The 25773-nt window shown below is 69.3% G+C and carries 14 protein-coding genes; 13 read left to right on the top strand and 1 reads right to left on the bottom strand.

Annotated features, from left to right (window positions below; translation table 11 throughout):
- The first annotated feature begins 29 nt into the window (after nucleotides 1–29).
- From NPJ82_RS02830 to NPJ82_RS02805, 6 genes are read left to right on the top strand one after another with little or no spacing between them, the layout of a single operon-like run.
- On the top strand, nucleotides 30–2375 hold the full coding sequence (locus tag NPJ82_RS02830) for a family 20 glycosylhydrolase (RefSeq protein ID WP_342658294.1): 2346 nt from the start codon (nucleotides 30–32) through the stop codon (nucleotides 2373–2375).
- The gene (locus NPJ82_RS02825; RefSeq protein ID WP_342658293.1) at nucleotides 2375–4966 is read left to right on the top strand and encodes a glycoside hydrolase family 2 protein; all 2592 of its coding nucleotides are present in this window, start codon (nucleotides 2375–2377) and stop codon (nucleotides 4964–4966) included. The genes NPJ82_RS02830 and NPJ82_RS02825 overlap by 1 nt, the downstream gene beginning before the upstream one ends.
- Nucleotides 4963–7479 carry a glycoside hydrolase family 3 C-terminal domain-containing protein gene (locus tag NPJ82_RS02820; protein ID WP_342658292.1) on the top strand — a complete coding sequence of 839 codons (2517 nt, stop codon included), beginning with the start codon at nucleotides 4963–4965 and terminating at the stop codon, nucleotides 7477–7479. The genes NPJ82_RS02825 and NPJ82_RS02820 overlap by 4 nt, the downstream gene beginning before the upstream one ends.
- Nucleotides 7476–8900 carry a glycoside hydrolase family 125 protein gene (locus tag NPJ82_RS02815; RefSeq protein ID WP_267349578.1) on the top strand — a complete coding sequence of 475 codons (1425 nt, stop codon included), beginning with the start codon at nucleotides 7476–7478 and terminating at the stop codon, nucleotides 8898–8900. The genes NPJ82_RS02820 and NPJ82_RS02815 overlap by 4 nt, the downstream gene beginning before the upstream one ends.
- A gap of 37 nt (nucleotides 8901–8937) precedes the next feature.
- The gene (locus NPJ82_RS02810; RefSeq protein ID WP_342658291.1) at nucleotides 8938–11265 is read left to right on the top strand and encodes a GH92 family glycosyl hydrolase; all 2328 of its coding nucleotides are present in this window, start codon (nucleotides 8938–8940) and stop codon (nucleotides 11263–11265) included.
- Between the two features lie 14 nt (nucleotides 11266–11279).
- Complete coding sequence (locus tag NPJ82_RS02805; RefSeq protein WP_342658290.1) at nucleotides 11280–13202, top strand: alpha-L-fucosidase; 1923 nt, start codon at nucleotides 11280–11282, stop codon at nucleotides 13200–13202.
- Nucleotides 13203–13374: 172 nt separating this feature from the next.
- On the opposite strand, the gene NPJ82_RS02800 is transcribed toward NPJ82_RS02805, so the two are convergent.
- The gene (locus NPJ82_RS02800; RefSeq protein ID WP_342658289.1) at nucleotides 13375–14385 is read right to left on the bottom strand and encodes an SDR family oxidoreductase; all 1011 of its coding nucleotides are present in this window, start codon (nucleotides 14383–14385) and stop codon (nucleotides 13375–13377) included.
- A gap of 137 nt (nucleotides 14386–14522) precedes the next feature.
- Here NPJ82_RS02800 and NPJ82_RS02795 point away from each other — a divergent pair, with 137 nt between their 5' ends.
- From NPJ82_RS02795 to NPJ82_RS02765, 7 genes are all read left to right on the top strand, one after another.
- Nucleotides 14523–15110: a sigma-70 family RNA polymerase sigma factor gene (locus NPJ82_RS02795; RefSeq protein WP_149682266.1), complete on the top strand. Its 588-nt coding sequence runs from the start codon at nucleotides 14523–14525 to the stop codon at nucleotides 15108–15110.
- On the top strand, nucleotides 15079–16017 hold the full coding sequence (locus NPJ82_RS02790) for a FecR domain-containing protein (protein ID WP_342658288.1): 939 nt from the start codon (nucleotides 15079–15081) through the stop codon (nucleotides 16015–16017). The genes NPJ82_RS02795 and NPJ82_RS02790 overlap by 32 nt, the downstream gene beginning before the upstream one ends.
- 104 nt (nucleotides 16018–16121) lie before the next feature.
- Entirely contained in the window at nucleotides 16122–19022 is a 2901-nt protein-coding gene (locus NPJ82_RS02785) for a TonB-dependent receptor (protein ID WP_342658287.1), read from the top strand.
- An 82-nt stretch (nucleotides 19023–19104) separates the two neighbouring features.
- On the top strand, nucleotides 19105–21084 hold the full coding sequence (locus NPJ82_RS02780; protein ID WP_342658286.1) for a hypothetical protein: 1980 nt from the start codon (nucleotides 19105–19107) through the stop codon (nucleotides 21082–21084).
- Nucleotides 21081–23345 (top strand): glycoside hydrolase family 3 N-terminal domain-containing protein, encoded by a 2265-nt coding sequence (locus NPJ82_RS02775; RefSeq protein WP_342658285.1) that lies wholly within the window; start codon nucleotides 21081–21083, stop codon nucleotides 23343–23345. Before NPJ82_RS02780 ends, NPJ82_RS02775 begins: the two co-directional genes overlap by 4 nt.
- Nucleotides 23346–23377: 32 nt before the next feature.
- Nucleotides 23378–25324 (top strand): GAF domain-containing protein, encoded by a 1947-nt coding sequence (locus NPJ82_RS02770; protein WP_342658284.1) that lies wholly within the window; start codon nucleotides 23378–23380, stop codon nucleotides 25322–25324.
- Nucleotides 25305–25697 (top strand): response regulator, encoded by a 393-nt coding sequence (locus tag NPJ82_RS02765; RefSeq protein ID WP_342658283.1) that lies wholly within the window; start codon nucleotides 25305–25307, stop codon nucleotides 25695–25697. Before NPJ82_RS02770 ends, NPJ82_RS02765 begins: the two co-directional genes overlap by 20 nt.
- Nucleotides 25698–25773: the final 76 nt, after the last annotated feature.

Raw genomic sequence — 25773 nt, 5'->3', positions numbered from 1 at the left:
TAATACCAAAACGGAACCAAGGGGCAGGCATGCAGGCGGCGACGACGGCATCGATCGGATCGGGGATCGGATTGGGACTGGTGCTGGCGCTTACCGCCCCCGCTGCGGCGCAGACGCCGTTGAAATTGCTGCCAATGCCCCAGACCATCGTCCGTGGTTCGGGCAGCATCACCATATCCGCCGGCTCCACGGTTTCGGCACAGGCACCGCAGGCGCAGGCCGCGGCGCGCCTGCTGGTCGATCATGTCCGCACCGTGCGCGGGATCGCGCTGGCGCCGGCCCAGGGTGACGCCCGGATCATATTCGCACAGGACGATGCGATTGCGGGGGCGGAGGCGTATCGGCTGGTGGTGCAGCCGGGGGGTATCCGCATCACCGCGTCCCGGCCCGCCGGCTTCGTCCACGGCGCGATGACGCTCGCCCAGTTGCTCAGCCCCGACACTGCGATGGGCAAGCCGGTGCGCGTACCCGCCGTCACCATCGACGACGCGCCGCGCTTCGCCTGGCGCGGGCTCCTGGTCGATCCGGTGCGCCACTTCCAGCCGATCGCCGAGATCAAGCGCATCGTCGACCAGATGGCGGCGGTGAAGCTCAACACGCTGCACCTGCACCTGACCGACGATCAGGGATGGCGGTTCGAGGTGAAGCGATACCCGAAGCTGACCGAGATCGGTGCCTGGCGCCAGCCGCCCTCCACCGGCGGCCCGGCGCCCGCGACGCGCCATGGCGGCTTCTACACGCAGGACGATCTGCGCGAGCTGGTCGCCTATGCCGCCGATCGCGGCATCACGATCGTGCCGGAGATCGACCTGCCCGGTCATGCCCAGGCGCTGGTCGCCGCCTATCCGGAGATCGGCGTGCTGGGCAATCGCCCGCCGGTCAGCAACGAATGGGGTGTGATGCCCTATCTGCTGAACCCCAATCCGGCGGGGATGGCGTTCATCCGCAACGTGCTGGACGAGCTGATCGACGTGTTTCCCGGCACCTATATCCATCTCGGCGGCGACGAGGCGGTGAAGGACCAGTGGGAACGCTCGCCCGAGGTGCAGGCGCAGATGCGCGCGCTGAACATCACCACCGAAAACGGCCTGCAAAGCTGGGTGATCGACGAGTTCGGCAAATATCTGGCGACCAAGGGCCGCCGGCTGATCGGCTGGGATGAGATATTGGAGGGTGGCCTGCCGCCGTCCGCGACGGTGATGTCGTGGCGCGGCGAAAAGGGCGCGGTGGAGGCGGTCCGCCAAGATCACGACGTGGTGCTGTCCCCGGCGCCGATCCTGTATCTGGACAGCATGCAGAGCCGCCAGGCCACCGAGCCGCCCGGCCGCTGGTCGGAGATCAAGACGCTGGCCGACGTCTATGCCTATGATCCGATGCCAGCGGGCATTCCGGCGGACAAGGCGCACCATGTGCTGGGCGTGCAGATGAACGGGTGGAGCGAATATTTCGTCACCCCCTGGCAGGTGCAGCACGCGGTCTTCCCGCGCATTGCCGCGATCGCGGAAAATGGCTGGATCCAGCGACCGCGCGACTTCCCCGGCTTCGTATCAAGGCTGGTGCCGCAGATGCAGCGCTGGACGCGCGCCGGGATCGAGGTCGCGGACAGCGCGCTTGCGGTGGAATACCGGCTGGCGGACAGCCCCGGACAGGCGCTGCGCGCGAACAGTGTCCGCGTGACGCTGGAGCAGCAGGCGCCGCAGGGCACGATCCGATATACGCTCGACGGCACCGAGCCGGGTGCGCGGTCGAGGCGCTACACGGGTGCGCTGACGATGAAGCCGGGTGCGACGATCCGCGCCGCGCCCTTTGCCGCCGATGGCCAGCGGCTGGCCGCCCCCCGCGACTTCGCCACCGCGCGCGCGGCGCTGTTGACGCGGACAAGTTCGGAGATGGCCGCCTGCCCGAACGGCAAGCTGAACCTGCGCGTCGCGCTGACCCCGGATGCGACCGCCAACGGGCCGGCCTACAACGTCAACATCTTCGACAATTGCACCGCCTATCCACAGGCGCCGGTCGACCTCGCCCGCGGCTACACAATCGAGGTGGCGCGCCTTGCCCGGCATTACGGGCTGGCGCATGATTTCGACCAGGTCCGCCGACACTATAACGTTACCCCGCATGGCGAGTTGCTGGTGCTGGTCGGCTGCCGCGCCGCGGCGGACGGCGGCACCGCGCCAAAGCCGATCATCGCCGGCAGCTTCCCCCTGCCCGACCCCGCCACCGCGCCGCAGCGCATGCGCTTTTCAGGACAATTCCCCATGATGGACGCCACCCAGAGCGACAAGGGAGACAAGGACATCTGCCTGCAATTCACCGCGCCGACCAGCGATCCGATCTATACCGTCGAACGCATGACGCTGACGGAGGCGCAGTGATGCGCGGCTGGATGCTCGCCCTGCCGCTGCTGCTCGCCTCCACCGCGGCGGTGGCGGCGCCCAAGTCGGTGGTGTCGCTGAACGAGGGTTGGACGGTGCGGATCGACCCGGCGGATGCCGCCGCGGCCAACGCGCACCCGCGCGAGGCGAAGTGGCTGCCGGCGCGTGTGCCGGGCACGGTGCAGCAGGACCTGATCGCCGCCCGGCGCGTGCCCGATCCGTTCAAGGGACTGAACGAGGCGGCGATCCAGTGGGTCGGTCGCACCGGCTGGCAATATGTCCGCACGCTGGAGGTGAGCGCCGACATGGCGGCGCGCGACCATCTGGATCTGGTGTTCGAGGGGCTGGATACCTTTGCCACCGTGTCGGTGAACGGGCAGGCGGTGCTGAAGGCCGATAACGCGCACCGCACCTGGCGCGTCGATGCCAAGCCGTGGCTGAAGCCGGGCCGCAACACCATCACCATCCGCTTCGCCCCGCCGATCGCGACGCTGCAACCCCGGGTACTGGCCGAGGCGAACCCCCTGCCCGGCGAATATGACAGCTTCTTCGGCGACGAGCCCAAGGGCAAGCAGACCTCGCCCTATATCCGCAAGGCGAAATATCATTATGGCTGGGACTGGGGGCCCCGCATCCTGAACGTCGGCCCGTCGGGGCCGGTGAAGCTGGAGGCGTGGGACGATGCACGCGTCGCGCAGTTCCGGGTCAACCAGATCGCGCTGAACGACGCCGAGGCGCGGCTGGCCGCCGATTTCGAGGTGGTGGCGGACACCGCCGGCCCCGCCACGGTGCGCGCCAGCCTGACCGGGCCGAACGGCGCGGCCGTCAATGCCGAACAGGTGGTGACGCTGGCGCCCGGCACCAACCGGATCAGCATACCGCTGACCATCGCCAACCCGCAGCGCTGGCAGCCGGTGGGATATGGCGCACAGGCCCTGTACCGCGTCACCGGCACGCTGGTGGAAAACGGACAGGCCAGCGACAGCGCGCAGCGCCGCATCGGCCTGCGCACCGTGGAACTGATCCGCAAGGACGGCAGCTTCGGTTTCAAGGTGAACGGCACGCCGATCTTCGCCAAGGGCGCGAACCTGATCCCGTTCGACAGCTTCCCCTCGCGCGTGACCGCCGAGGGCATGCGCCGGATGCTGGCCGACGCCAAGGCGGTCAACATGAACATGATTCGCATCTGGGGTGGCGGCTATTACCTGCCCGATGCGTTCTTCGACGCCGCCGACGAGCTTGGCCTGATGATCTGGTCCGACTTCATGTTCGGCGGCTCGGTGACGCCGCCGGACAAGGAATTCCGCGAAAGCGTGCGGATCGAGGCGGAGGAGCAGGTCGCGCGCGTGTCCGGCCATCCCTCCATCGTGCTGTGGGCAGGCGGCAACGAGGTGCTGGCCGGCTGGGAGAACTGGTCCGACCGCAAGGCGTTCAAGAAGCGGGTCGGCCCGGACGAACAGGAACGGATCGGCGCGGGCATGGCGGTGCTGTTCGACCGCGTGCTGCGTCAGGCGGTGCGCGATTTCGATCCCGGCGTGCCCTATTGGCCGGGTTCGCCCTCCACCGATTACGAGGGTCCGGTGGATACCGATGCCGATGGCGACCGGCATTTCTGGGACGTGTGGTCGGGGTCGAAGCCGGTCGAGCGGTATCTGGACAGTTGCCCGCGCTTCATGTCCGAATATGGCTTTCAGGGCACGCCCGACCTGTCGACGATCAAGGATTTCGCCGGCACGCTGGACCTGACGTTCGACAGCCCGGTGATGAAGGCGCACCAGAAGTTCCTGGCGGGCGAGGGCAATGCCCGCCTGATGCATTATATCCGCGAGCGTCTGGGCGAGCCGAAGAACTTTGCCGACTTCGCCTATCTGGCACAGGTCAATCAGGCGCAGGCGATCGCGATGGCCGCGCTTCATCACCGCGCCTGCCGGCCGGTGACGATGGGTTCGCTATACTGGCAGTTGAACGATGTGTGGCCGGTCGTGTCCTGGTCCAGCATCGACTATAACGGCCAGTGGAAGCTGCTGCATCACGAGGCGAAGCGCTTCTTCGCCCCGCAGGCGATCGTGGCCGAGCGCAAGGACGCGGCCACCCGCATCGCGCTCGTCTCCGACGCCACCACCCCGATTGCGGCACGTTGGCGGGTGCGCGGCTTCGGGCTGGACGGGCGCATGCTGGGCGAGCGGACCGGGGACGCGACGCTGGCCCCGCTCTCGGCGGCCGAGGCCGCGGTGGTGCCGGATGCGGACCTGTTCGCGGGTGCCGCGCCCGAGGCGAGCTACGGCGTTGCCGAACTGCTGGTCGGCGATCAGGTGGTCAGCCGCCGCATCGTCGAGCGGGTGCAGCCCAAGGCGATCGCCTGGCCCGATCCGGGCCTTTCCGTCCGCTGGCAGGGGCGCGAGGTGACGATCACCGCCACCAATCTCGCCCGCGCGGTGATGCTCGATTTCGGCGCGGTGGCGGCCCAGCCGTCGGACGACGGGTTCGACCTGTTGCCGGGGGAAAGCCGCACGCTGACCGTCGCGTCCGATGCCTCGCCCGCCACACTGAAAAAGGCGCTCACGTTGCGCACTCTGGGGAACCGCAAATGATCTGGCTGCTGCTCGCAACCGCAGACCCCGTCGCGACCGCGATCGCGACGATGACGATCGAGGAAAAGGCCGCGCAGTTGCAAAGCACCGCGCCCGCCGATGCCGGGGCCGGGTTGCCCGCCTATGACTGGTGGAACGAAGGGCTGCACGGGCTGGCGCGCAACGGCCATGCCACCGTCTTTCCGCAGGCGATCGGCATGGCCGCGACCTGGGACACCGCGCTGGTGAACAGGATCGGCGACGTGGTGGCGACCGAGGCGCGCGCGAAGTTCAACGCCAGGCCCGCCGGGGCCGATCGCCGCATCTATGAAGGGCTGACCATCTGGTCGCCCAACATCAACATCTTCCGCGATCCGCGCTGGGGCCGCGGGCAGGAAACGTACGGCGAGGACCCGTATCTGACGGGCAGGCTGGGCGTCGCCTTCGTGCAAGGGTTGCAGGGGCCGGACCCCGTCCATCCCAAGGTGATCGCCACGCCCAAGCATCTGGCGGTGCACAGCGGCCCGGAGGCCGGGCGCGACGGTTTCGATGTCGACCCCTCCCCGCAGGATGTCGAGGCGACCTATCTGCCCGCCTTCCGCATGGCGGTGATCGACGGCAAGGCACGCTCGCTGATGTGCGCGTACAACTCGATCCACGGCACGCCGGCCTGCGCGAGTGGCGACCTGTTGAACGTGCGGGTGCGCCGCGACTGGGGGTTCCGGGGCTTTACCGTGTCGGACTGCGACGCGGTGGCCAACATCCACATGTTCCACCATTACCGCCTGGACGGCGCCGGCGCATCGGCGGCGGCGATCAAGGGCGGCAACGACCTGAACTGCGGCAACGCCTATGCCGCGCTGCCCGAGGCGGTCCGCCGCGGCCTCGTCACCGAGGCGGAGGTCGATACCGCGCTCACCCGCGCGCTGGAGGCCCGCCGCGCGCTCGGCATCGCGTTCGGCGCGACCAGCCCGTGGAGCCGGATCAAGCCGAGCGAGATCGGCACCCCGGCCCATCGCGCACTGGCGCTGGAGGCGGCGCGCAAGAGCATCGTGCTGCTCAAGAACGAGGGCGATCGCCTACCGCTGAAGCCTGACACCAGGCTGGCGGTGATCGGCGCCAATGCCGACGATCTGGGCGTGCTGCAGGCCAATTATCACGGCACCACCGCGCATCCCGTCACCCCGCTGGAGGGTATTCGCGCCAGGTTCCGCCAGGTCGCCTATGCGCAAGGGTCGGTGCTGGCCGATGGCGCGCCCGTGGTGCTGCCCGAAACCGCGCTGAAGGACCTGACCGCGACCTACAGCGTCGGCGGCCGCGTGGTGAAGACGCAGCGCGCGCGCAAGATCGACCTGGACATCACCCGCGTGCCCCCGGTCGAAGGCCTGCCGGCGACCGGCTGGGTCGGCCGCTGGACGGGGACGATCACCCCGCCGGGGCCGGGTGCGTATCGGCTGATGCTGGATCAGGCGCAGTGCTGGAAGGATTGCCGGACGCACGACACCGCGCGCCTGTCGATCGGCGGGCGCGTGCTGCATGATGGCGCGGTTCCCAAGGGCCGCATCGAGATCGCCTGGGACAGCGACGGCAGCCCGCAGCCCTTCGATCTGGTGCTGGACCACGCCAGCGAGGACGAGAGCTTCCGCCTGCTCTGGCTGCCGCCGGAGGCGCCGATGATCGCCGAGGCCGTGAAGGCGGCCGAGAGCGCGGACGTCGCGGTGGTGGTCGGCGGCCTGTCCCCCGATCTGGAGGGCGAGGCGCTTCAGGTGCAGGTGCCCGGCTTCGTCGGCGGCGACCGTACCGACATCATGATCCCGCCGGCGCAGCAACGGCTGCTCACCGCGCTGAAGGCGACGGGCAAGCCGATCGTGCTGGTGCTGGCCAGCGGCAGCGCGGTCGCGGTGGACCCGACGCTGGCGGCATCGGTGCTGACCGTCTGGTATCCGGGCGAGGCCGGTGGCACCGCGCTGGCCGAGGTGCTGGCGGGCGCCACCAACCCGTCGGGGCGCCTGCCCGTCACCGTCTACAAGACGACCACCGACCTGCCCGCATTCGTCGATTATGGGATGAAGGAGCGCACCTATCGCTACTTCACGGGCACGCCGCTCTGGGGCTTCGGCCACGGTCTGTCCTATACCCGCTTCGGCTATGACGGCGTGCAGGCGCCGGCCAGCGTCGCTGCTGGTCAGGACCTGACCGTCACCGCGCGCGTCACCAATGCTGGCGCCCGCGACGGCGAGGAGGTGGTGCAGGCCTATTTGGTGCCGCCCGCACAAAGGCCGGGATCGATGACCGCGCCGGTGCTGCAACGCCAGCTCGTCGGCTTTACCCGCGTCGCGCCACGGCCCGGCAAGACGGTCACCGCGCGCTTCACGCTCGATCCGCGCGCGATGAGCGTGGTCGACCGCGACGGGCGCCGCCATGTCGTGCCGGGCGACTATCGCCTGTGGATCGGTGGTGGTCAGCCGGACACCGCGCCCGGCCAGTGGGTGTCGTTCAGCGTGACGGGTGCGGACACGGAGTTGCCCAAGTGATCGTCGACCGTCGCCAGTTCGTCGCGGGCGCGGGCGCGCTCGCCGCCGCGCCCGCCTTCGCCGCCGCGCCTGCGCTGCCGTCCAAGCGCCCCGCGCCCGGCCAGCGTCGCTTCACCAGCCCGGCGGTCGAGCGCGAGATTGCGCGCGTGTCGAAGCGGATCGGCGATCCCAAGCTGCGCTGGATGTTCGGCAACTGCTACCCGAACACGCTCGACACCACGGTGAAGATGGGCACCGCGAACGGCGGCCCCGACGCGTTCGTCATCACCGGTGACATCAACGCGCTGTGGCTGCGCGATTCCTCGGCACAGGTGCGCCCCTATCTGCATCTGGCGCGCGAGGATGCGAAGCTGGCCGAGCTGTTCCGCGGCCTGATCGCGCGGCAGGCGCGCTGCATCCTGATCGACCCCTATGCCAACGCCTTCATGGAGGACCCGACCGCACCGTCCAATCTGGAATGGTCGCAAAAGGACCGCACCGAGATGAAACCGGGCGTGGCGGAGCGGAAGTGGGAGATCGACTCGCTCTGCTATCCGATGCGCCTCGCCTATGAATATTGGCAGGCGACCCGCGACAAGCGGCCGTTCGACGCGACCTGGAGCGAGGGCGCGCGCGCCACGATCCGCACCTTTCGCGAACAACAGCGCAAGGACAATCGCGGGCCGTACAGCTTCCTGCGCACCTCCGACCGCAATACCGAGACGATGCCGCTGGAGGGCTGGGGCAACCCGATGCGCCCGGTCGGCTTGATCGCCTCGGGCTTCCGCCCGTCGGACGATGCGACCCAATATCTCTTCCTGATCCCGTCCAACTGGTTCGCGGTGACGACCCTGCGCGAAATGGCGGTGGTCGCGAACGAGGCCCGCGGCGACGCCGCGCTCGCCCGTGACGCCACCGCGCTCGCCGACGAGGTGGAGGCGGCGCTGCGCCAGTGGGGCACGATGCGCCTGCGCGACGGGTCGGAGGTCTGGGCGTATGAGGTCGACGGCTTCGGCAACGCGCTCTTCATGGACGATGCCAACGTCCCTTCGCTGTCCGCGCTCGGCTATCTCGGCTGCGTGCCGATGGACGATCCGCTGTGGCGGCGGACCGAGGCGGCGGCGTGGAGCGATGCCAACCCTTATTTCTTCCGCGGCACGGCCGGGGAAGGCATTGGCGGGCCGCATGTCGGGCTTGGCTGGATCTGGCCCATGTCGCTGATCATGCGCGCCATGTCGACGAACGACGCGGCGACCATCCGCGCCTGCCTGAAGACGCTGCGCGATACCGATGCGAACACCGGCTTCATGCACGAGGCGTTCTTTCAGGACGATCCGTCGAAGTTCACCCGCCACTGGTTCGCCTGGACCAACGGCCTGTTCGGCCAGTTGATCGTGACGCTGGCCCGCACCAACCCCGCGATCCTGAGCGAAGCGCTGTGATCGCCGGCGCCCTTTTCCTTCATCAGCAGGACCATCGATGATGACCAAGCCCGGCACCGTCTCCCGCCGCAGCCTGCTCGCCTCCGCCGCGGCGCTGGGCATGCCCCTGCCCGCGCTCGCCGCGCGGCCGGCGCGGCCCCGCGCGAACCTGTTCATCGGCACCGGCGGCGACGGCCACACCTATCCCGGCGCCACCCTGCCGTCGGGCATGGTGCAATTGTCGCCCGATACCGATGTGGAGCGCTGGGACACCTGCTCGGGCTATCACCACGGCGACGGCTCGATCATGGGGTTCAGCCATACGCACCTGTCGGGCACCGGCATCGGCGACATGCTGGACGTGCTGGTGGTGCCGACGCGCGGGCCCGTGCAACTGCTTCCCGGCCCGCTCGGCAACCCCGATGCGGGCTATCGCCAGCGCTTCTCGGCGGAGCATGCCGAACCCGGCTATTACCGGGTCGCGCTGGAATCGGGCGTGCGGGCCGAGCTGACCGTGACCGAGCGGACCGGCTGGCACCGCTACACCTTCCCGGCCGGCGCCGGGCATATCCTGGTCGACCTGTCGCACCTGATCCTCGACAAGTCCGACGCCGCGCCCCTGATCGACGAGGCCAGCCTTGCGGTCGATGCGGACGGCACGCTGACCGGCGGCCGCCGCGTCCATCGCTGGGCCAAGGGCCGGCGCATCCATTTCGCGATGCAGATGTCGCGCAAGCCCGATCGCATCACCTTCTACGGCGACGATGATGCCGAGCAGCCCGCCGGCGCCGTCGGGGTGCAGGGCAAGCGGGTGAAGGCGGTGCTGCATTATGACGATGCCGGCGCGAAGCCGGTGCTGATCCGCTGCGGCATCTCCGGCGTCGATGTGGACGGCGCGCGCCGCAACCTGGCCGCCGAGGCGCGGCACTGGAACTTCGACACCGTACGCCGCGATGCCGCCAAGACCTGGGCGCGCGAGCTGGACGCGGTCGCGGTGGAGGGCGGCACGCCCGACCAGCGCACGATCATGACCTCGGCGCTCTACCACGCGCTGCTCGCCCCCACCCTCTTTTCCGACGTCGACGGCCGCTATGTCGGCATGGACCGGCAGGTGCACACGCTGCCCGCGGGCGAGCGCGCCTATTCGACCTATTCGCTGTGGGACACCTACCGCGCGCTGCATCCGCTCCTGACCATCGTCGCGCCCGACCGGGTGCAGAGCCTGGTCTCCGACATGATCCGCCAGACCGCTCAAAGCCCGCTGGGGCCGCTCGTCTGGCCGCTTCAGGGCGTGGAGACGGGGACGATGATCGGCTGGCACGCGGTGCCGGTGCTGGCCGAGGCGCAGGCCAAGGGGATCAAGGCCGATTACGCCGCCGCCTGGCCCAACATCGCCAGGCGCTCGTTCGACTTCACCATGCGCGACCTCGACAATTCGAAGGGCCGCGACCTGTATGACGCCAAGGGCTATGTGCCCGCCGACAAGTGGTTCGAAAGCGTCAGCCGCACGCAGGAATATGCCTATGACGACTGGGCATCCTCCAAAATCGCGCGTGCCGCCGGCCGGACAGCGGAGGCGGACCGCCTGCTCAAGCGGTCGGGCAACTGGCGCAACGTCATCGATCCCGCGATCGGCTTTGCCCGCCCCCGCTTCGACGACGGCACATGGTGGAAGGACTATGACCCGATCCAGCTCGGCCACATGCCCAAACCCTGGTGGCGCGACTATACCGAGGCGAATGGCTGGCAGGCGACCTTCCTGAACCAGCACGACGTCTATGGCCTGATCGCGCACATGGGCGGCGAGCGCGCGTTCGAGGCGAAGCTGGACGCGCTGTTCAACGCGCCCTCCACGCTGCCCAAGAACGCGCCGCCCGACATTTCCGGGCTGGTCGGCCAATATGCGCATGGCAACGAGCCGGACCAGCATGCCGCCTATCTCTATGCCTATGTCGGCGCGCCGTGGAAGACGCAGGGCATGGTCCGCCGCCTGCTGACCGAGATGTACAAGAACGATCCCGACGGCATTATCGGCAACGACGATTGCGGACAGATGAGCGCATGGTTCGTGCTGTCCGCGCTCGGCTTCTACCCGGTCGATCCGGTCGAGGCGGTCTATGTCTTCGGCTCGCCCCTGTTCGAACGCGCGACGCTGACGCTGCCCGGCCGCCGGAAGCTGGTGGTCGAGGCGCCGGGCAACGGACCGACGACGCCCTATGTGAAATCGGTGCAGTGGAACGGCCGCCCCTGGACCAAAAGCTGGATTTCCCATGCCGATCTGGTGAAGGGCGGCCGCCTGACCTTTACGATGAGCGCGACGCCCGAACCCGGCTTCGGCCGCGCGCTTGCCGACCGGCCGCCCTCGTTCGGCCGCACCCCCGCCTGATGCCGGAGCCTCGCATGACCGATCTCACCCGCCGCTCGCTGATCGCCGCCGGTGCCGCCGGGGCGGCCCTGCCCGCCCTGACGCCCGCCTTTGCACAAACGCCGGCAGGCGCGCCGAAACCCTGGGGGGCGACGCCGTCGAAGCGACAGCTCGCCTGGCATGCGCGCGAGCAGTACGCTTTCGTCCATTTCTCGATCAACACCTTCACCGATCGCGAATGGGGTTACGGCGACGAGAGCCCGACGCTGTTCAACCCCAGCGACTTCAATCCCGACCAGATCGTCGCCGCGGCCAAGGCGGGCGGCATGCGCGGCATCATCCTGACCGCCAAGCATCATGACGGCTTCTGCCTGTGGCCGACGAAGCTGACCGAACATTGCATCCGCAACAGCCCGTACAAGAACGGCCGGGGCGACATCGTCGGCGAGATGGAGCGGGCGACACGGCGTGCCGGCCTCGCCTTCGGCCTTTATCTCTCGCCCTGGGACCGCAACCATCCCGACTATGGCCGGCAGGGCTATATCGACTATTTCCGTGCGCAGATCGTCGAGCTTTGCACGCGCTACGGCGAACTGTTCGAATTCTGGTTCGACGGGGCCAATGGCGGCGACGGTTATTATGGCGGCGCGCGCGAGACGCGCAAGATCGACGCGCCGGCCTATTACAACTGGCCCAGCATGATCGCGCTCGTTCACCAGCATCAGCCGATGGCCTGCACCTTCGATCCGCTCGGCGCGGACGTGCGCTGGGTGGGCAACGAGGACGGCATTGCGGGCGATCCGTGCTGGCCGACCATGCCGAACCACCCTTATGTCCAGTCGGAGGGCAATTCGGGCGTGCGCGGCGCGCCGCTCTGGTGGCCGGCGGAAACCGACGTGTCGATCCGCCCGGGCTGGTTCTACCACGCCGACGAGGATGCCAAGGTCAAGGACCCTCAGCGGCTGCTGCGCCTGTACGACGAATCGGTCGGCCGCGGCACCAACCTGAACCTCAACCTGCCACCCGATCGCACCGGCCAACTGCACGCGCACGATGTCGCGGTGCTGAAAAGCTTCGGCGACGCGCAGGCCAGAACCTATGCGACGAATCTTGCACAAGGCGCCGTCGCGCGCGCCAGTCATGAGCGCGGTGCGGCCTTTGCCGCGGCCCGCGTGCTGGACGGCAACCGCGACACCTATTGGTCCTCGCCGGACGGCGTGACCACGCCCAGCCTGACGCTGGACCTGCCGCCGGGCAAGCCGTTCGACGTGATCCGCCTGCGCGAATATCTGCCGCTCGGCGTCCGCGTCACGCGCTTTGCGGTCGATCTGGACGAGGGCCAGGGCTGGCGCACCGTGGCGGAGCACGAGTGCATTTCCGCCCAGCGCATCATCCGCCTGCCCAAGCCCGTCACCGCGCGGCGCCTGCGCCTGCGCATCGTGGAGGCCCCCGCCTGCCCCGCGATCAGCGAGATCGCCCTGTTCCGACAGGCGGCGCCGGTGCCGGTGGCGCCGGTGCGCTCGTCCGATCCGACGATCCTTGCCAAGCAGGGCTGGCGCATCGTCGCCGCATCGGGTGCGGGTGCGGAGGCGTTGATCGACAACGAGGCGGCGACGCGCTGGACCGTCCCCGCCCCCAGCGCGGCGGCCCCGGCGCAGGTGACGATCGACCTGGGCGCCGCACAGATGCTCGCTGGCTTCAGCCTGACGCCGTCGCGCACCGTCGCCAAGGACACCGCACCGCCGCGCGGCTATGTCTGCGAGACGAGCATGGACGGCAAGACGTGGACGCCCGGTGCGGCGGGCGAGTTCGGCAACATCGCCTATGCACTCGCCACCCAGCGCGTGACCTTCGACACGGCGCGCCGGGCGCGTTTCCTTCGCCTGTCCTTTGCCGCCACCGCCGTGCCCGCGGGCAAGCTGACCGTGGCCGAGGTCGGCGCGTTCACGGTGCGGTGATCCGCACAAGCCCCTCCCACGGCCTCATCCCATCCCCAAACCCGTTCGTGTCGAGTAGAGATCGAGTAGTCCCGCAGGGACGTATCGAGACCTCGTATCGAGACACCGTATCGTGCGCCAATCTGTCTCTCGATACACCGTCTCGATACGCGGCTTTGCCGCTACTCGACGGCTACTCGAGACGAACGGGTAATTGTTTCGATCTGCCATCATCGCCCCCGGCACCGCGACGCGCGACCAGCCAGCCGGCGAGCAGCGCCACGCCGGCACCGGCCACCACCATCCCGGCGCGGCGCTGGTCCGGCCGGCGGAAACCGCCATCGACCGCGCCGTCATCGGCCGGCGGCGCGAACAGATTGCCGCCGGTCACGGGCACCGCATCGGCCTTGGCGAAATACCGCCCCATGAAACCGTTCATCATCGCCGCGCTCAGGTTCGGCGTGGCGAACTGTGTGATCTTCATGAAGGCCGCCGGCGCGCCCACCGCGGTCGTGTTGCGTGGCCGGTCGGCGAGGCGCACCACCGCCTTTGCCACGGTACGCGGATCGAGCACGCCCGGCGGCACCGATGTCTTGCCGCCCGTGTAATTGCCCGCATGCGCGATCGCGGGCGTATCGACAAAGGTCGGATACACGTCGCAGATATGGATTTGGCGATATCCCGAGACTTCGCCGCGCAGCGCTTCGGAAAAGCCGCGCAGCCCGAACTTGCTCGCCGCATAGGCCGCCGCCCAGGGTGCGGCCAGGAACCCGCCGATCGAGATCATGTTGACGAAAATGCCGCGCTTCTGCTCCAGAAAGATGGGCAGGACCGCATGCGCATCGTGCATGTGACCGATCAGATTGGCCTCGATCACCTGCCGGTGCGCTTCCATCGGCACCGCGTGATATTGGCCGACCGCGCCGATCCCGACATTGCTGAACCACAGCTCGATACCGCCCAGATGCTCGCGCGCCCGCGCCGCCAGCGCCTGCACCGCCGCGGCATCGGTGACGTCGGTCGGGATCACCAGCGCCTCGCCCCCCGCCGCACGGCATCGCTCGGCCACCAGATCCAGCGCGCCCTTGTTGCGCGCCGCCAGCACCAGATGCGCGCCGCGCGCGGCAAAGGCTTCTGCCGTTGCGGCGCCGATCCCGCTCGACGCCCCAGTGATGACGACCTTGGTCGGATGGTTGCGGGTCATGGGCATCCTCCTGAAAACCTGGCCCCAACGCGTCGCCCGCCGGATCGGACCTTTGCCCTGCGCCCGGTTGCCCCTATTTTGCGGCGCTTGCGACGGAAACGGACCGCCCATGCATCATGGGATGGACGAGGGGGACGATGCGCCGGGCGAACACGCCATTGCTGCTATGGATCGCGCAGGAGGTGCTGCCGCACGAACCGGCGCTGCGTCGATGGCTGCGCGGTGCCTTTCCCCAACATCAGGCGGACGACGTGATTCAGGAAAGCTATTGCCGCCTCGCCGAACTGGACGGGTTCGCCCATATCGCCGACCCGCGACGTTATCTGTTCCAGACCGCGCGCAACGTCGTGCTGGCCGAGATCCGCCGGACGCGCGTGGTGCGGATCGAGGCGGCGGGAACGCTGGCGGATATCGAGCCCGCCTTGATCGCGGACGAGCTGGATCCGGAGCGGATCGTTTCGGGGCGCGGGCTGCTCGGTCATGTCGAGGCGCTGATCGGTGCCCTGCCGGACCGGGCGCGCGCGATCCTGCGGCTGCGCAAGCTGGACGGCCTGTCGCAGCGCGAGATCGCCGAGCGGATGGGCGTGACCGAGACGATCGTGGAGAATGACCTGGCCCGCAGCCTGCGCACCGTGCTGGCGGGGTTGAGCGAGGACGAGCGCGCCGAACTGCCGACGCGCCAACGGATGAGACATGGACGAACGCCCCTCCGCCGCCGCCATTGACGCCGCCGCCGCTGCATGGGTCGCGCGGTTGGACCGCGGCGGGCCGGATGCGGGGCTCGACGCGTGGCTGGCCGCCGACCCGCGCCACCGCGGGGCGCTGATCCGTGCGCAGGCGCTGTGGACGTCGCTGTCCGGCCTGCCCGCCGCCGCGGCCGAACCGCCGGCCCAACTGCCGGCCATGTCGCGCCGTCGCTGGCTGGCGGGCACGGCGGGGCTGGCGGCGGCGGGCATTGCCGGGTTCGGCTGGTGGATACAGCATGATCCGGCGCAGGCATTCGCGACCGCGATCGGCGAGCGGCGCCCGGCGCGGTTGGCGGATGGGTCGACGATGCTGCTCAACACCGACAGCCGGTCGCGCGTGGCGATCGCGGGCGATGCGCGCCGGGTGATGCTGGACAGCGGCGAGGCCTGGTTCCAGGTCGCGCACGACACCACGCGCCCCTTCGTGGTGGAGGCGGGGGCGGTGCGGGTGCAGGCGGTGGGCACCGCCTTTTCCGTGCGCCGGCTGGCGGGGCGGGCGCAGGTGGTGGTGAACGAGGGGCGGGTGCGCGTCTGGTCGGTGGACGCGCCGGCGCGCTTCCTCAACCTGACCGCCGGGTCGCGCGCCGTCGTTCGCGACGATCGCGGCGCGGACGAGGCGCAGGTGGCGCCCGCGCGCATCGACGAGGCGCTGGCCTGGCGCCGCGGCGAGATCGTGCTGGACGGCATGACGCTGGGCGATGCCGCGGCCGAGTTCAACCGATACAACCGCCAGCAATTGTCGGTGGAGGCCGGACTGGCCGATCGCCGCATCGTCGGCTGGTTCCGCACCGACGATGTTGACGGCTTTGCCCGCTCCGCCGCGGCGATGACCGATGCGCGCGTCGAGCGGGACGGGGAGGCGATCCGGCTGCTCCGGGGGAACTGATCCGAATTAATTCGATCCGGTCCGGACGGAAATCGCCCGGCCGTCCATCTACCCTCGCGAGACGCACGCAGATGCGTCGCCAGACCAGAGGGGAGGATCTTCACATGCCGCTTCGTGCCACCTTCACCGCCGCATCGCTGATGGCCATCGTCGTCGCCAGCCCGGCCGCCGCCGCGGCGCAGACCAGGCGTTTCGACATCGCCGCGCAGCCCGCCGCCAGCGGCATCGTCGCCTTTGCGCGGCAGGCGGGCATCCAGGTGCTCGCGCCGGAGGAGGCGACGCGCGGCCGCCGCATCGCCGCGGTGCGCGGCAGCTACGCCGTACCGCAGGCGCTCCGCCGCGTCGCCGGGTCGGCCGGCCTCGCCGTCGCCTCGTTCGACGGACGCACCGCCATCCTCGCCGCCCGCCGCACCGCCGCCACCCGCCCGCAACAGGCCGACCCCGCCGCCACCCCCGGTGCCCCGCAGGCCGACACCGTCAACCAGCCCGGCGAGGCCCCGACGCAGCAGGCGGACAACGAGCTGGACGCGATCATCGTCACCGGCACGCGCACCCGCGGCCAGACGGTGCTGACCTCCTCCTCCGCGATCACCGTCGCCACGCGCGAGGATCTGGACCGCAAGGCACCGCGATCGACCGCACAGGCGCTGGAACTGGTTCCCGGCATCTTTGTGGAAGGATCGGGCGGCGAGGTGTCGAACAACTTCTCGGTACGGGGCCTCGCCGGCGGCGGGCAGCAATTCGTACAGTTGCAGGAGGACGGCCTGCCCGTCTTCTACATCAACGCGCTGTCCGACACGATCCTGAAGCAGGAAGTCTATATCGACCGGCTGGAGGCGGTGCGCTCGGGCGCGTCCGGCATCCTGACCGTCAACGGCGCCGGCGCCACCATCAACTTCATCACCCGCAAGCCCGATTTCGACAAGGCGGGCGGCACCTTCCAGCTTACCACGTCGAGCTTCGCCACCGCGCGCGTCGACGCCTTCATGACCAAGCCGATCGCCGAGAACACCGCGATCGCGATCGGCGGCTTCTATCGCCGCGACGACGGCATCCGCGATCCCGGCTATGACGCCAATCAGGGCTTCCTGTTCCGCGCCGCCATTTCGCAGCGCTGGGACAGCGGCCGGCTGACCCTGTCCGCCAAGGTGGTGGACGATCATAACATCTTCTACGTGCCGATCCCGGTGACCGGTGTCGGCGATCCGCAGTCGATCCCCGGCCTGTCCGCCACCCACGGCCTGTTGCAAAGCCGCGACTTCGGCCAGGTCCGGGTGCGCACCACGCCGACCACGGGCGCATCGTTCAAGGACATCGACCTGACCGACGGCGTGCATACCAGGGCGCAGTCCTATGGCTACGACCTGACCCAGGATTTCGGACGCGACTTCAACTTCTTCGCGCGTGGCCGCTACACGCGCTTCGGCACCGACTTCAATTCGATCTTCTCCTACGACAATTCCGCGCTGCAACTCGCCTCCGAACGGCTGCGCACCACCGGCACCGGGCTGAATGCGACCAGCGTGCAGACGCTCACCCGCTTCGCGCCGGCGGGCGCAACCGGGCTCGGCCTGCGCTATGTCGATACCGGGCAGATCGTCCGCGGCGATGCCGCGCTGAACGCGCTCAACGGCAACGGCCTGATCGCCGAAAGCGTGATCGGCAACAACCGCGCGTCGGTGAAGGAGTTCAACAGCGACACCGGCATCACCTGGCAGACGCCGACCAACTCACTGACCATCGGCGGGCTCTTCACCCGCTCCAGCCGGTATAACGACGCGGTGGGCGCCGCCACCTTCCTGACCGACGTGCGCAACCGCGCGCGCCGCGTCGACGTGGTGGCGCTCAATGCCGCCAACGGCGTGGTCGGCTCGCTGACCGAAAACGGCTTCCTCAACTATGGCACCTTCGGCGAAGGGCCGAGCCGCGCCAAGTTCACCTCGATCTCCGCCTATGCCACCGACCAGTTGACGCTGTGGGACAAGCTCCGGATCGACGGCGGCATCCGCTTCGAACATTTCGTGTTCAACCGACTGGGCGGCAACACGGTCGGACAGGTGCCGGTGGCGGGTGCAGGCGTCTTCACCCCCGGTGGCGTACTGATCACCGACAACGACAACATCATCGCCAACAACTACATCGCCCAATATGGCGGCGGCAGCTTCGACGGGACTTACTCGCGGCAGCGTCGCGAGTTCAACAAGATCGCCTGGACGCTGGGCGCCAACTATCTGATCACCGACCGTTTCGCCGTCTATGGCCGCTACGCCACCGGCTTCCAGGCGCAGGAACAGAACCGCCCGACCGACCTGCGCTTCGCCGAAGCGGGCCTGCGCTATTCCAGCCGGCTGGTGCAGGCGTCGGTGACCGGTTTCTACACCAACTTCCTCGATTACCCGCAATCGCGCGACGTGCAGACGACGGTGAACGGCGTAACGGTGACGCAGCAGCTTACCGCCAATTCCGGCATCAAGGTCTGGGGCGGCGAGTTCGACGTGACCGTGCGGCCGGTCGACTGGTTCCGCGTCCAGGCGGTGGGCGTGATCCAGGAGTCGAAGATCGACATCCGCTCGCTCTCCGCCTTCCAGGGCGGCAACCCGATCGACATCAACCAGATCGCGCAAGGCCTGCGCACCCAGGTGGAGGGGTTCGACGGCAACAAGCCGGAACGGACGCCCGCGATCAACGTCGCGGTCACCCCCGCCATCGTGCTGCCCAACGGTCTGGGCGAGATCTACGGCAGCTGGCGGCGGATCGGGCGCATCTATGCCGATATCTCGAACCAGCTCGAACTGCCCGGCTACAGCCTGTTTTCGGCCGGCGTGATGGTCAATGTCGCGCCGGGCGTCACCTTCAACGCCTCGGTAGAGAATATCGGCAACGCCGTGGGCCTGACCGAGGGCAATCCGCGCGGCGGGTTCAACGAGAATACGGGATCGAACTTCTATTTCGCGCGGCCGATCAACGGGCGGAACGCGGTCGCCAGCCTGCGGTTCGATTTCTGATGTCTCCTCCCCTCCCCTTCAGGGGGGGCCGCCATATCCCTTTCCCCACCGGGGAGAGGGCAAAGCTGTAAAAGGACGCCTGATGATCCGCCTCGTGCTCGCCGCCACGCTCGCCATCACCGCCGCCACCGCGGTCGCGCAGCAAGCCCCCCTGGCGTTTCGCATCGACGAAGGGCGCAACATCAACGCGTTCCTGCGCCAGGGGCCGGTGGCGGCGCATCTGCTGCTCCGCTCGGGCAGCGATCCGCGCATCCTCATCGCTTTCCCCGCCGGCAACAGCGGCACCGGCCTGTGGTTCGAGAAGACCGCCAAGCCCGTCACCTGGCGGCTCGATCAGGTGCCGACCCCGTATTCATCGGCCAGGCTTCACGGCCTGCGGGCGGTGGCGAGCATCGATGCCCCGGAACTGCGCTTCCGGCAGGCGGTGCTGTCATCGGTACGCGTGCTGCGCGACTATGAGGCGCTGGGCAAGGCACCTGCGGAGATACTGGTCGCCGGCCGCGCGGGCACATGGGCGCGGGACCGGCTGGACGGCGCCCCCGGCTATGCGCTGTCGGTATCGGGCCTGCACGGCACCAGGATCGAGGGGGACCGGGTGAAAGCCGGCCCCGATGGCCGCATCACGCTGGCGATCACCGCCGCCACCGGGGAGACGCCCCTGACCCCGCTCGCCGGCTCCGCGCTGCTGAACGCACAGGCGGGCAGCGACATGCGCGCGCGCAACGCGCTGCAATTCCTGTCCTACCGCGAGAAATATCTGGCGGGATCATGGCGGTTCGACACCTATTTCGGCCGCGACACGCTGATGAGCCTGCGCCTGCTGATGCCGGTGCTGCAACCCGCCGCCGTGGAGGCCGGGCTGGGGGCGGTGCTCGCCCGCCTCGCCGCCAATGGCGAGGTCGCGCATGAGGAGGATATTGGCGAGTTCGCCGTGCTGCGCAACATGCGCGAAGGCCGCGGGCGCGTCGCGACGCCGATCTACGACTATGCGATGGTCGATGACGACTTCATGCTCGCCCCCGTCGCCAGCGCCTGGCTGCTCGGGCGCGGCGCGCCGCGTGCGGCGACCTTTCTGAACGGCCGCGATGCCGCCGGCCGGACGCAAGGCGACCGGCTGGTGGCGAACTTCGCCTGGGTGGTGGAGCGTACCGCCGCCTTTGCCGCATCGCCCGGTGTCGACCGCCTTGTCGGATTGAAGGGCGACCGCCTGACCGGGCAATGGCGTGACAGCGAGGAAGGTCTGGGGCGTGGCCGCTACGCCTATGACGTGAATGCGGTGTGGGTGCCCGCTGCGCTGGATGCGATCGCCGCGATCGACCGCGCCGGGCTGCTCAAGTCCTTCGGCACCCCCGCCCAGCGCGCCACCATCGGCAGGGCAGGTGCGCAGGCCGCCGCATGGCATCGCGCCGCGCCACCGCTGTTCGCGGTCACGATCCCTGCGGACCGCGCCGCCAAGGCGGTGGGCGACTATGCCGGACAGGTGGGCGTCCCCGCGCAGGGCGCGCTTGCCGCGCTCGGGACCGCGCCGGTGACGTTCAACGCCCTGTCGCTGATGGCGGATGGCCGCCCCGTGCCGGTGCTGCATTCGGATGACGGCTTTGCGCTGCTTTTCACCGATCCCGATGCCGCGGCGCTCGACCGCTCGCTGACCGCAATGATGCGCCCCTTCCCCGCCGGGTTGATGACGCCGGTCGGCCTGCTCGTCGCCAACCCCGCCTTTGCCGCGCGCGACGTGCAGGCGCGCTTCGGCGCCGGCGCCTATCACGGCACCGTCGTCTGGTCTTGGCAACAGGCGGTGCTGGCCGCAGGGCTGAACCGCCAGATCGCGCGCACCGACCTGCCCGCCGCTCTCCGCGCCAGGGCGGTGGCGGCGCGCGCGCAACTCTGGCGCGCCATCCAGTCGGCGGGCGAGGTGCGTACCTCCGAACTCTGGTCCTGGGCTTACCGGGACGGCGGCTACCGCGTCGCCCCGTTCGGCGCGCAGTCGGGGGACGCGGACGAATCCAACGCCGCGCAACTGTGGAGCACGGTGTTCCTCGCGCTGCAGCCGCCGGCACCGTGACCGCGGCGCGGGTGCTCGACCGCCGCACCCTGCTGGCCCGCGCCGGGCTGCTCGCCGCCGCCGCCGCGATCCCCCGCCCCGCCGGCGCCGCCGCGACCCGCATCGCCGCCCTCATCGCCCGCATGACGATCGAAGAAAAGGCGGGGCAGCTTTCCTGTTTCAACGACGAGATCCGCCCCGTGGGCGCGGTGTTCAACCCGGTGGTGAATGCGCAAGGGGCTGCGGCGCAACTCGCCGACATCCGCGCCGGACGCATCGGCATGCTGTTCAACGGCTATGGCGCGCCGGGGGCGATCCGCGCGCAGGAGGCGGCACTGGCCAGCCGGTTGCGCATCCCGCTGCTGTTCGCCGCCGACCTCATCCATGGCTGCCGCACCATTTTCCCCATTCCGCTCGGCGAAGCCGCCGCCTTCGATGTCGACCTGTCGCGGCGCGTCGCCCGCGCCGTCGCGGTGGAGGCGCGCGCGGCGGGGATCCACTGGACCTTCGCCCCGGTGGTCGATGTCGCGCGTGACCAGCGCTGGGGGCGGGTCGCGGAGGGCGCGGGCGAGGATGTGGCGCTGAACGTCGCGCTGGCGGTGGCGCGCGTCCGCGGCTTCCAAGGCGCCGGCCTCGCCCGCGCCGATGCGCTTGCCGCCACGCCCAAGCATTTCGCCGGCTATGCGGAGGTGCGCGGCGGCATGGAATATGGCGCGGTCGACATGAGCGACGCGCATCTGCGCGAGGTGGTGTTGCCGCCCTTCGCCGCCGCCTTTCGCGCCGGGGCCGCGGCGACGATGGCCGCGTTCACCGCATTCAACGGCATTCCCGCTACCGCCAACCGCCACCTGCTGACCGACATCCTGCGCGAGGATCTGGGCTTCACCGGCGTCTGCGTGTCCGATTATGACGCCGACCGCGAACTGATCGCGCACGGTGTCGCCGCGGACGAAGCGGATGCCGCGCGCCTCGCCATTCTGGCGGGCATCGACATGTCGATGCAGAGTGGGCTGTTCCAGCGTCACCTCCCCGCCCTGGTGGCGAGCGGCGCGGTGCCGGTTGCCGTGGTCGACCGCGCCGTCGCCCGCGTGCTGGCGTTGAAGGACGCGTTCGGCCTGTTCGACGATCCCTTTCGCGGGCTCCGCCAGCCCGCCGCCCCGCCGCCCACCGCCCTTGCGCGCGAGGCGGCGACACGCAGCATCGTTCTGTTGCGCAACGCGGGCGCGGTACTGCCACTCGCCCCCGCCACCCGCGTCGCGCTGATTGGCCCGTTCGGTGCCGATCGCACGCATCTGAACGGCCCCTGGTCGTTCGCCGGTCGCGCGGAGGACGGGGTCGATCTCGCCACCGCCATCCGCCCCCTTTTGGTCGAGCCGGGCAGCGGCATTCACCATCCCCTGCCCGGCGGCATCGACCGCGCCGTGGCGGCGGCGCGCGCGGCGGACGTGGTGCTGCTCGCCATCGGCGAGGGCGCGGACATGTCGGGCGAGGGCAACAGCCGCGTCGCGATCACCGTGCCGGCCGCGCAACAGGCCTTGGCCGAAGCGGTGGCCGCCACCGGCAAACCGCTCGTCATCCTGCTGCGTCACGGCCGCGCGCTGGAGCTTGAGGGCGCGGTGCGCGATGCCCCTGCGATCCTCGCCACCTGGTTTCTGGGTGCCGAGACGGGCCACGCCGTTGCCGATATCCTGTTCGGCCGCGCCGAGCCGTCGGGCCGCCTGCCCGTCAGCTTCCCGTTTGCCACCGGCCAGCAACCCTGGAGCTACGACCGCCCCGCCACCGGCCGCCCCGCCCCCGACGACGCTCCCCTGGCCCCCGGCCGCGCCCATTGGCGCGATGCTCCCGACCGCGCGCTCTTCCCCTTCGGCGCCGGCCTCTCCTATACCCGCTTCGCGCTCGACAGGGTGCGCGTAGCCGCCACCGTCCCCTTCGGCGCACCGGTCCCCGTCTCGTTGCGCGTCCGCAACATCGGCCCCCGCCCCGGCCTCGCCTGCATCCGCCTCGACATCCACGACCGCGTCGCCAGCCGCATCCGCCCCGTTTGGCAGATGAAACGCTGGCTCCGCCTCCCCCTCGCCCCCCGCGCCGCACGGCACGTCACCTTCACGCTGACCCCCGACGACCTCGCCCTCATCACCCCCACCGGCCACCCATCACTCGAACCAGGTGCATTCGACATCCGCCTGTCGGAGGGCATGGAGGCAACGGCCTTCACCAGTTTCACCGTCACCCCCCACGATGCGCCTATCCTGGAAATTAACGGAGGTTCTTCTGTTCCTTAACGAAGTCTGACACAACAGACCCAAGGAGCAACATGCATCAAGAGGAGCCAGGATCGCGCGTCGAAGCGCTGGAGCGCAAGAACGCGGTGCTGGAGGGCATCAATCGCATCTTCCGCGAGATGCTGGCCATCCGCTCCGATGAGGCACTCGGCCAGCTCTGCCTGTCGATCGCTGAGGAGGTGACGGGCGCCACCATCAGCTTCATGGGCGCGATCAACACCGCCACCGACCAGTTGGACGATCTGGCGATCAGTCCAGGCGGATGGGCTGCCTTCTCGATGAACGACCCCGCCTTCTCCCACGGCGTGGCGCCATCGGGCCTGAAGATCCACGGCATCTATGGCCGCGTGCTGCGCGATGGCCGGACCGAGATCGCGAACGATCCCGCCAGCCACCGCGACCGCATCGGCACGCCGCAAGGCCACCCGCCGCTCACATCCTTCATGGGCGTGCCGCTGCTGGTCGGCACGCGCGTCGTCGGCATGATCGGGCTGGGCAACCGGCCCGGCGGTTTCGGTCCGGAGGAACGCGAGGTGATGGAGGCGCTCGCCCCCGCCATGTGCCAGGCACTGGTCAGCCGACGCACCGGCCGGGCGCTGGCGACCAGCGAGAGCAAGTTGCGCCGCCTGTTCGACACGATCGACGAGGGCATCGCCCGGATCGAACTGCTGTACGATGCCGATGGCGCCGCCACCGCGCTACGCTGGCTGGAGGTGAACCGCGCCTTTTCGCAGCACACCACGCTGGGCGACGTCACCGGTCAGGTGGTGAGCGAGGTCATGCCGCATTATCCGCGCGCATGGATCGAACGCTATGCGCAGATTTTGCGCACGGGACGCGCCGAACGCTTCGAGCGGCATGTGCCCGAGTTGAACCGCTGGTTCTCCATCTACGCGGCTCCCGCCGCCGATGGCGGCGCCAACGAGGTCGCGCTGGTTTTCACCGACATCACCGGGCGCAAGCAGGCCGAGGCGGCACTGCGCGAAAGCCGCGCGCGTCTGGAAACACTGGTCGCCGGCATTCCGCATCTGGTGTGGCGGGCGGAGGATCACGGCGCCTGGACCTGGGCCAGTCCGCAATGGACCGCGATCACCGGCCAGACGGAACCCGACTCGCTGGCATTTGGCTGGCTCGACCGTATCCACCCGGACGACCGGGACCGTGCATGCGAGGCTTGGGCCCAGGCCGACGCGCGCCGCGCCTATCGTGCCGATTACCGGATCTGGCACGTGGCGGAGGATCGCTATCGCTGGTTCCAGACCCGCGCGGTGCCGCGTCGTGCCGAGGATGGCACGATCGTCGAATGGCTTGGCACCTCCACCGACGTGCACGAGTTGCGCCAGCTGCAGGACCGCCAGCAATTGCTGGTCGCCGAGTTGCAGCACCGGGTGCGCAACATGCTGTCGGTCGTCCGCTCGGTCTTTGCCCGCTCGATCGAGATGGGCGGCTCGCCCGAGGAGGGCGCCTCGCACTTCAAGGGGCGGCTGGACGCGCTGGCCCGCACGCAGGTCATCGTGACGCGCAGCGCGAGCGGCCGGGTCGACCTCGAAAACCTGATCCGCGACGAATTGCTCAGCGTCGGCGCGGCCAACGCGCCCAATGTGCGGCTGGACGGACCCGATGTCGCATTGCCGGCATCGGCCGCGGAATCGCTAGGACTGGCGGTGCACGAACTGACGACCAACGCGATCAAATATGGCGCGTTGCGCTGCACCGCCGCGACCCTGTCGATCGGCTGGAACATCCTTGCCGCAGACGATGGTGAACGCACGCTGGTGCTGACATGGGTTGAGGACGGCGTCGACGACATCACCGATGCGCCCATGCAGGGCTTTGGCCGGGAACTGATCGAGGATGCGCTACCCTATCGCCTGGGTGCGCAGACGCGACTGGAATTCGGGCCACGCGGCGTGCGCTGCACGATCGCGATCACATTGCATGAAGAACGGGAGGACGCACATGGCTTCGAATTGCGATGAGCCGCAGGTCGATTTGACGGGCAAGCGCATCCTGATCGTCGAGGACGAATATTACATCGCCTCCGACCTGAAGCGCGCGTTGCAGCAGGCGGGCGCCTCTGTCGTCGGCCCGGTCGGGGATCTGCGCCGCGGCCTGGCACTGGCCGGACAGGAACCGCTCGACGCCGCCGTGCTGGACGTCAATCTTCAGGAAAGCGCATCCTTCCCCATCGCCGACGCGCTCGACCGCCGATCGGTGCCGTATATGTTCCTGACCGGCTACGACGCCTGGGCCTTGCCCGCCGCCTATGCTGGCGCGCCCCGCCTCATCAAGCCGATCGGCGTCGACGCGGTACTGAGCGAAGTGCAATCGCTGATCCGCCGGCAGAAATAACGCGCCCCGGCATCCGGCGCCGCGCGGCATCCGCTCCTCCCGTGGAAAACCGCTGGCGCCCCCGCCGACGCTCTGC

This window comes from Sphingomonas sp. NY01, assembly GCF_038809135.1.
GTDB classification, from domain to species: Bacteria; Pseudomonadota; Alphaproteobacteria; order Sphingomonadales; family Sphingomonadaceae; genus Sphingomonas; species Sphingomonas carotinifaciens.
The sequence above is the reverse complement of the archived record's forward strand: the minus strand, read 5'-3'. Positions and strand labels throughout refer to the sequence as shown.

Coding starts and splice junctions, on each gene's coding strand:
- NPJ82_RS02830 (WP_342658294.1), top strand. CDS start 30: ATGCAGGCGGCGACGACGGCATCGATCGGATCGGGGATCGGATTGGGA.
- NPJ82_RS02825 (WP_342658293.1), top strand. CDS start 2,375: ATGCGCGGCTGGATGCTCGCCCTGCCGCTGCTGCTCGCCTCCACCGCG.
- NPJ82_RS02820 (WP_342658292.1), top strand. CDS start 4,963: ATGATCTGGCTGCTGCTCGCAACCGCAGACCCCGTCGCGACCGCGATC.
- NPJ82_RS02810 (WP_342658291.1), top strand. CDS start 8,938: ATGATGACCAAGCCCGGCACCGTCTCCCGCCGCAGCCTGCTCGCCTCC.
- NPJ82_RS02805 (WP_342658290.1), top strand. CDS start 11,280: ATGACCGATCTCACCCGCCGCTCGCTGATCGCCGCCGGTGCCGCCGGG.
- NPJ82_RS02800 (WP_342658289.1), bottom strand. CDS start 14,385: ATGACCCGCAACCATCCGACCAAGGTCGTCATCACTGGGGCGTCGAGC.
- NPJ82_RS02795 (WP_149682266.1), top strand. CDS start 14,523: ATGCGCCGGGCGAACACGCCATTGCTGCTATGGATCGCGCAGGAGGTG.
- NPJ82_RS02790 (WP_342658288.1), top strand. CDS start 15,079: ATGGACGAACGCCCCTCCGCCGCCGCCATTGACGCCGCCGCCGCTGCA.
- NPJ82_RS02785 (WP_342658287.1), top strand. CDS start 16,122: ATGCCGCTTCGTGCCACCTTCACCGCCGCATCGCTGATGGCCATCGTC.
- NPJ82_RS02780 (WP_342658286.1), top strand. CDS start 19,105: ATGATCCGCCTCGTGCTCGCCGCCACGCTCGCCATCACCGCCGCCACC.
- NPJ82_RS02770 (WP_342658284.1), top strand. CDS start 23,378: ATGCATCAAGAGGAGCCAGGATCGCGCGTCGAAGCGCTGGAGCGCAAG.
- NPJ82_RS02765 (WP_342658283.1), top strand. CDS start 25,305: ATGGCTTCGAATTGCGATGAGCCGCAGGTCGATTTGACGGGCAAGCGC.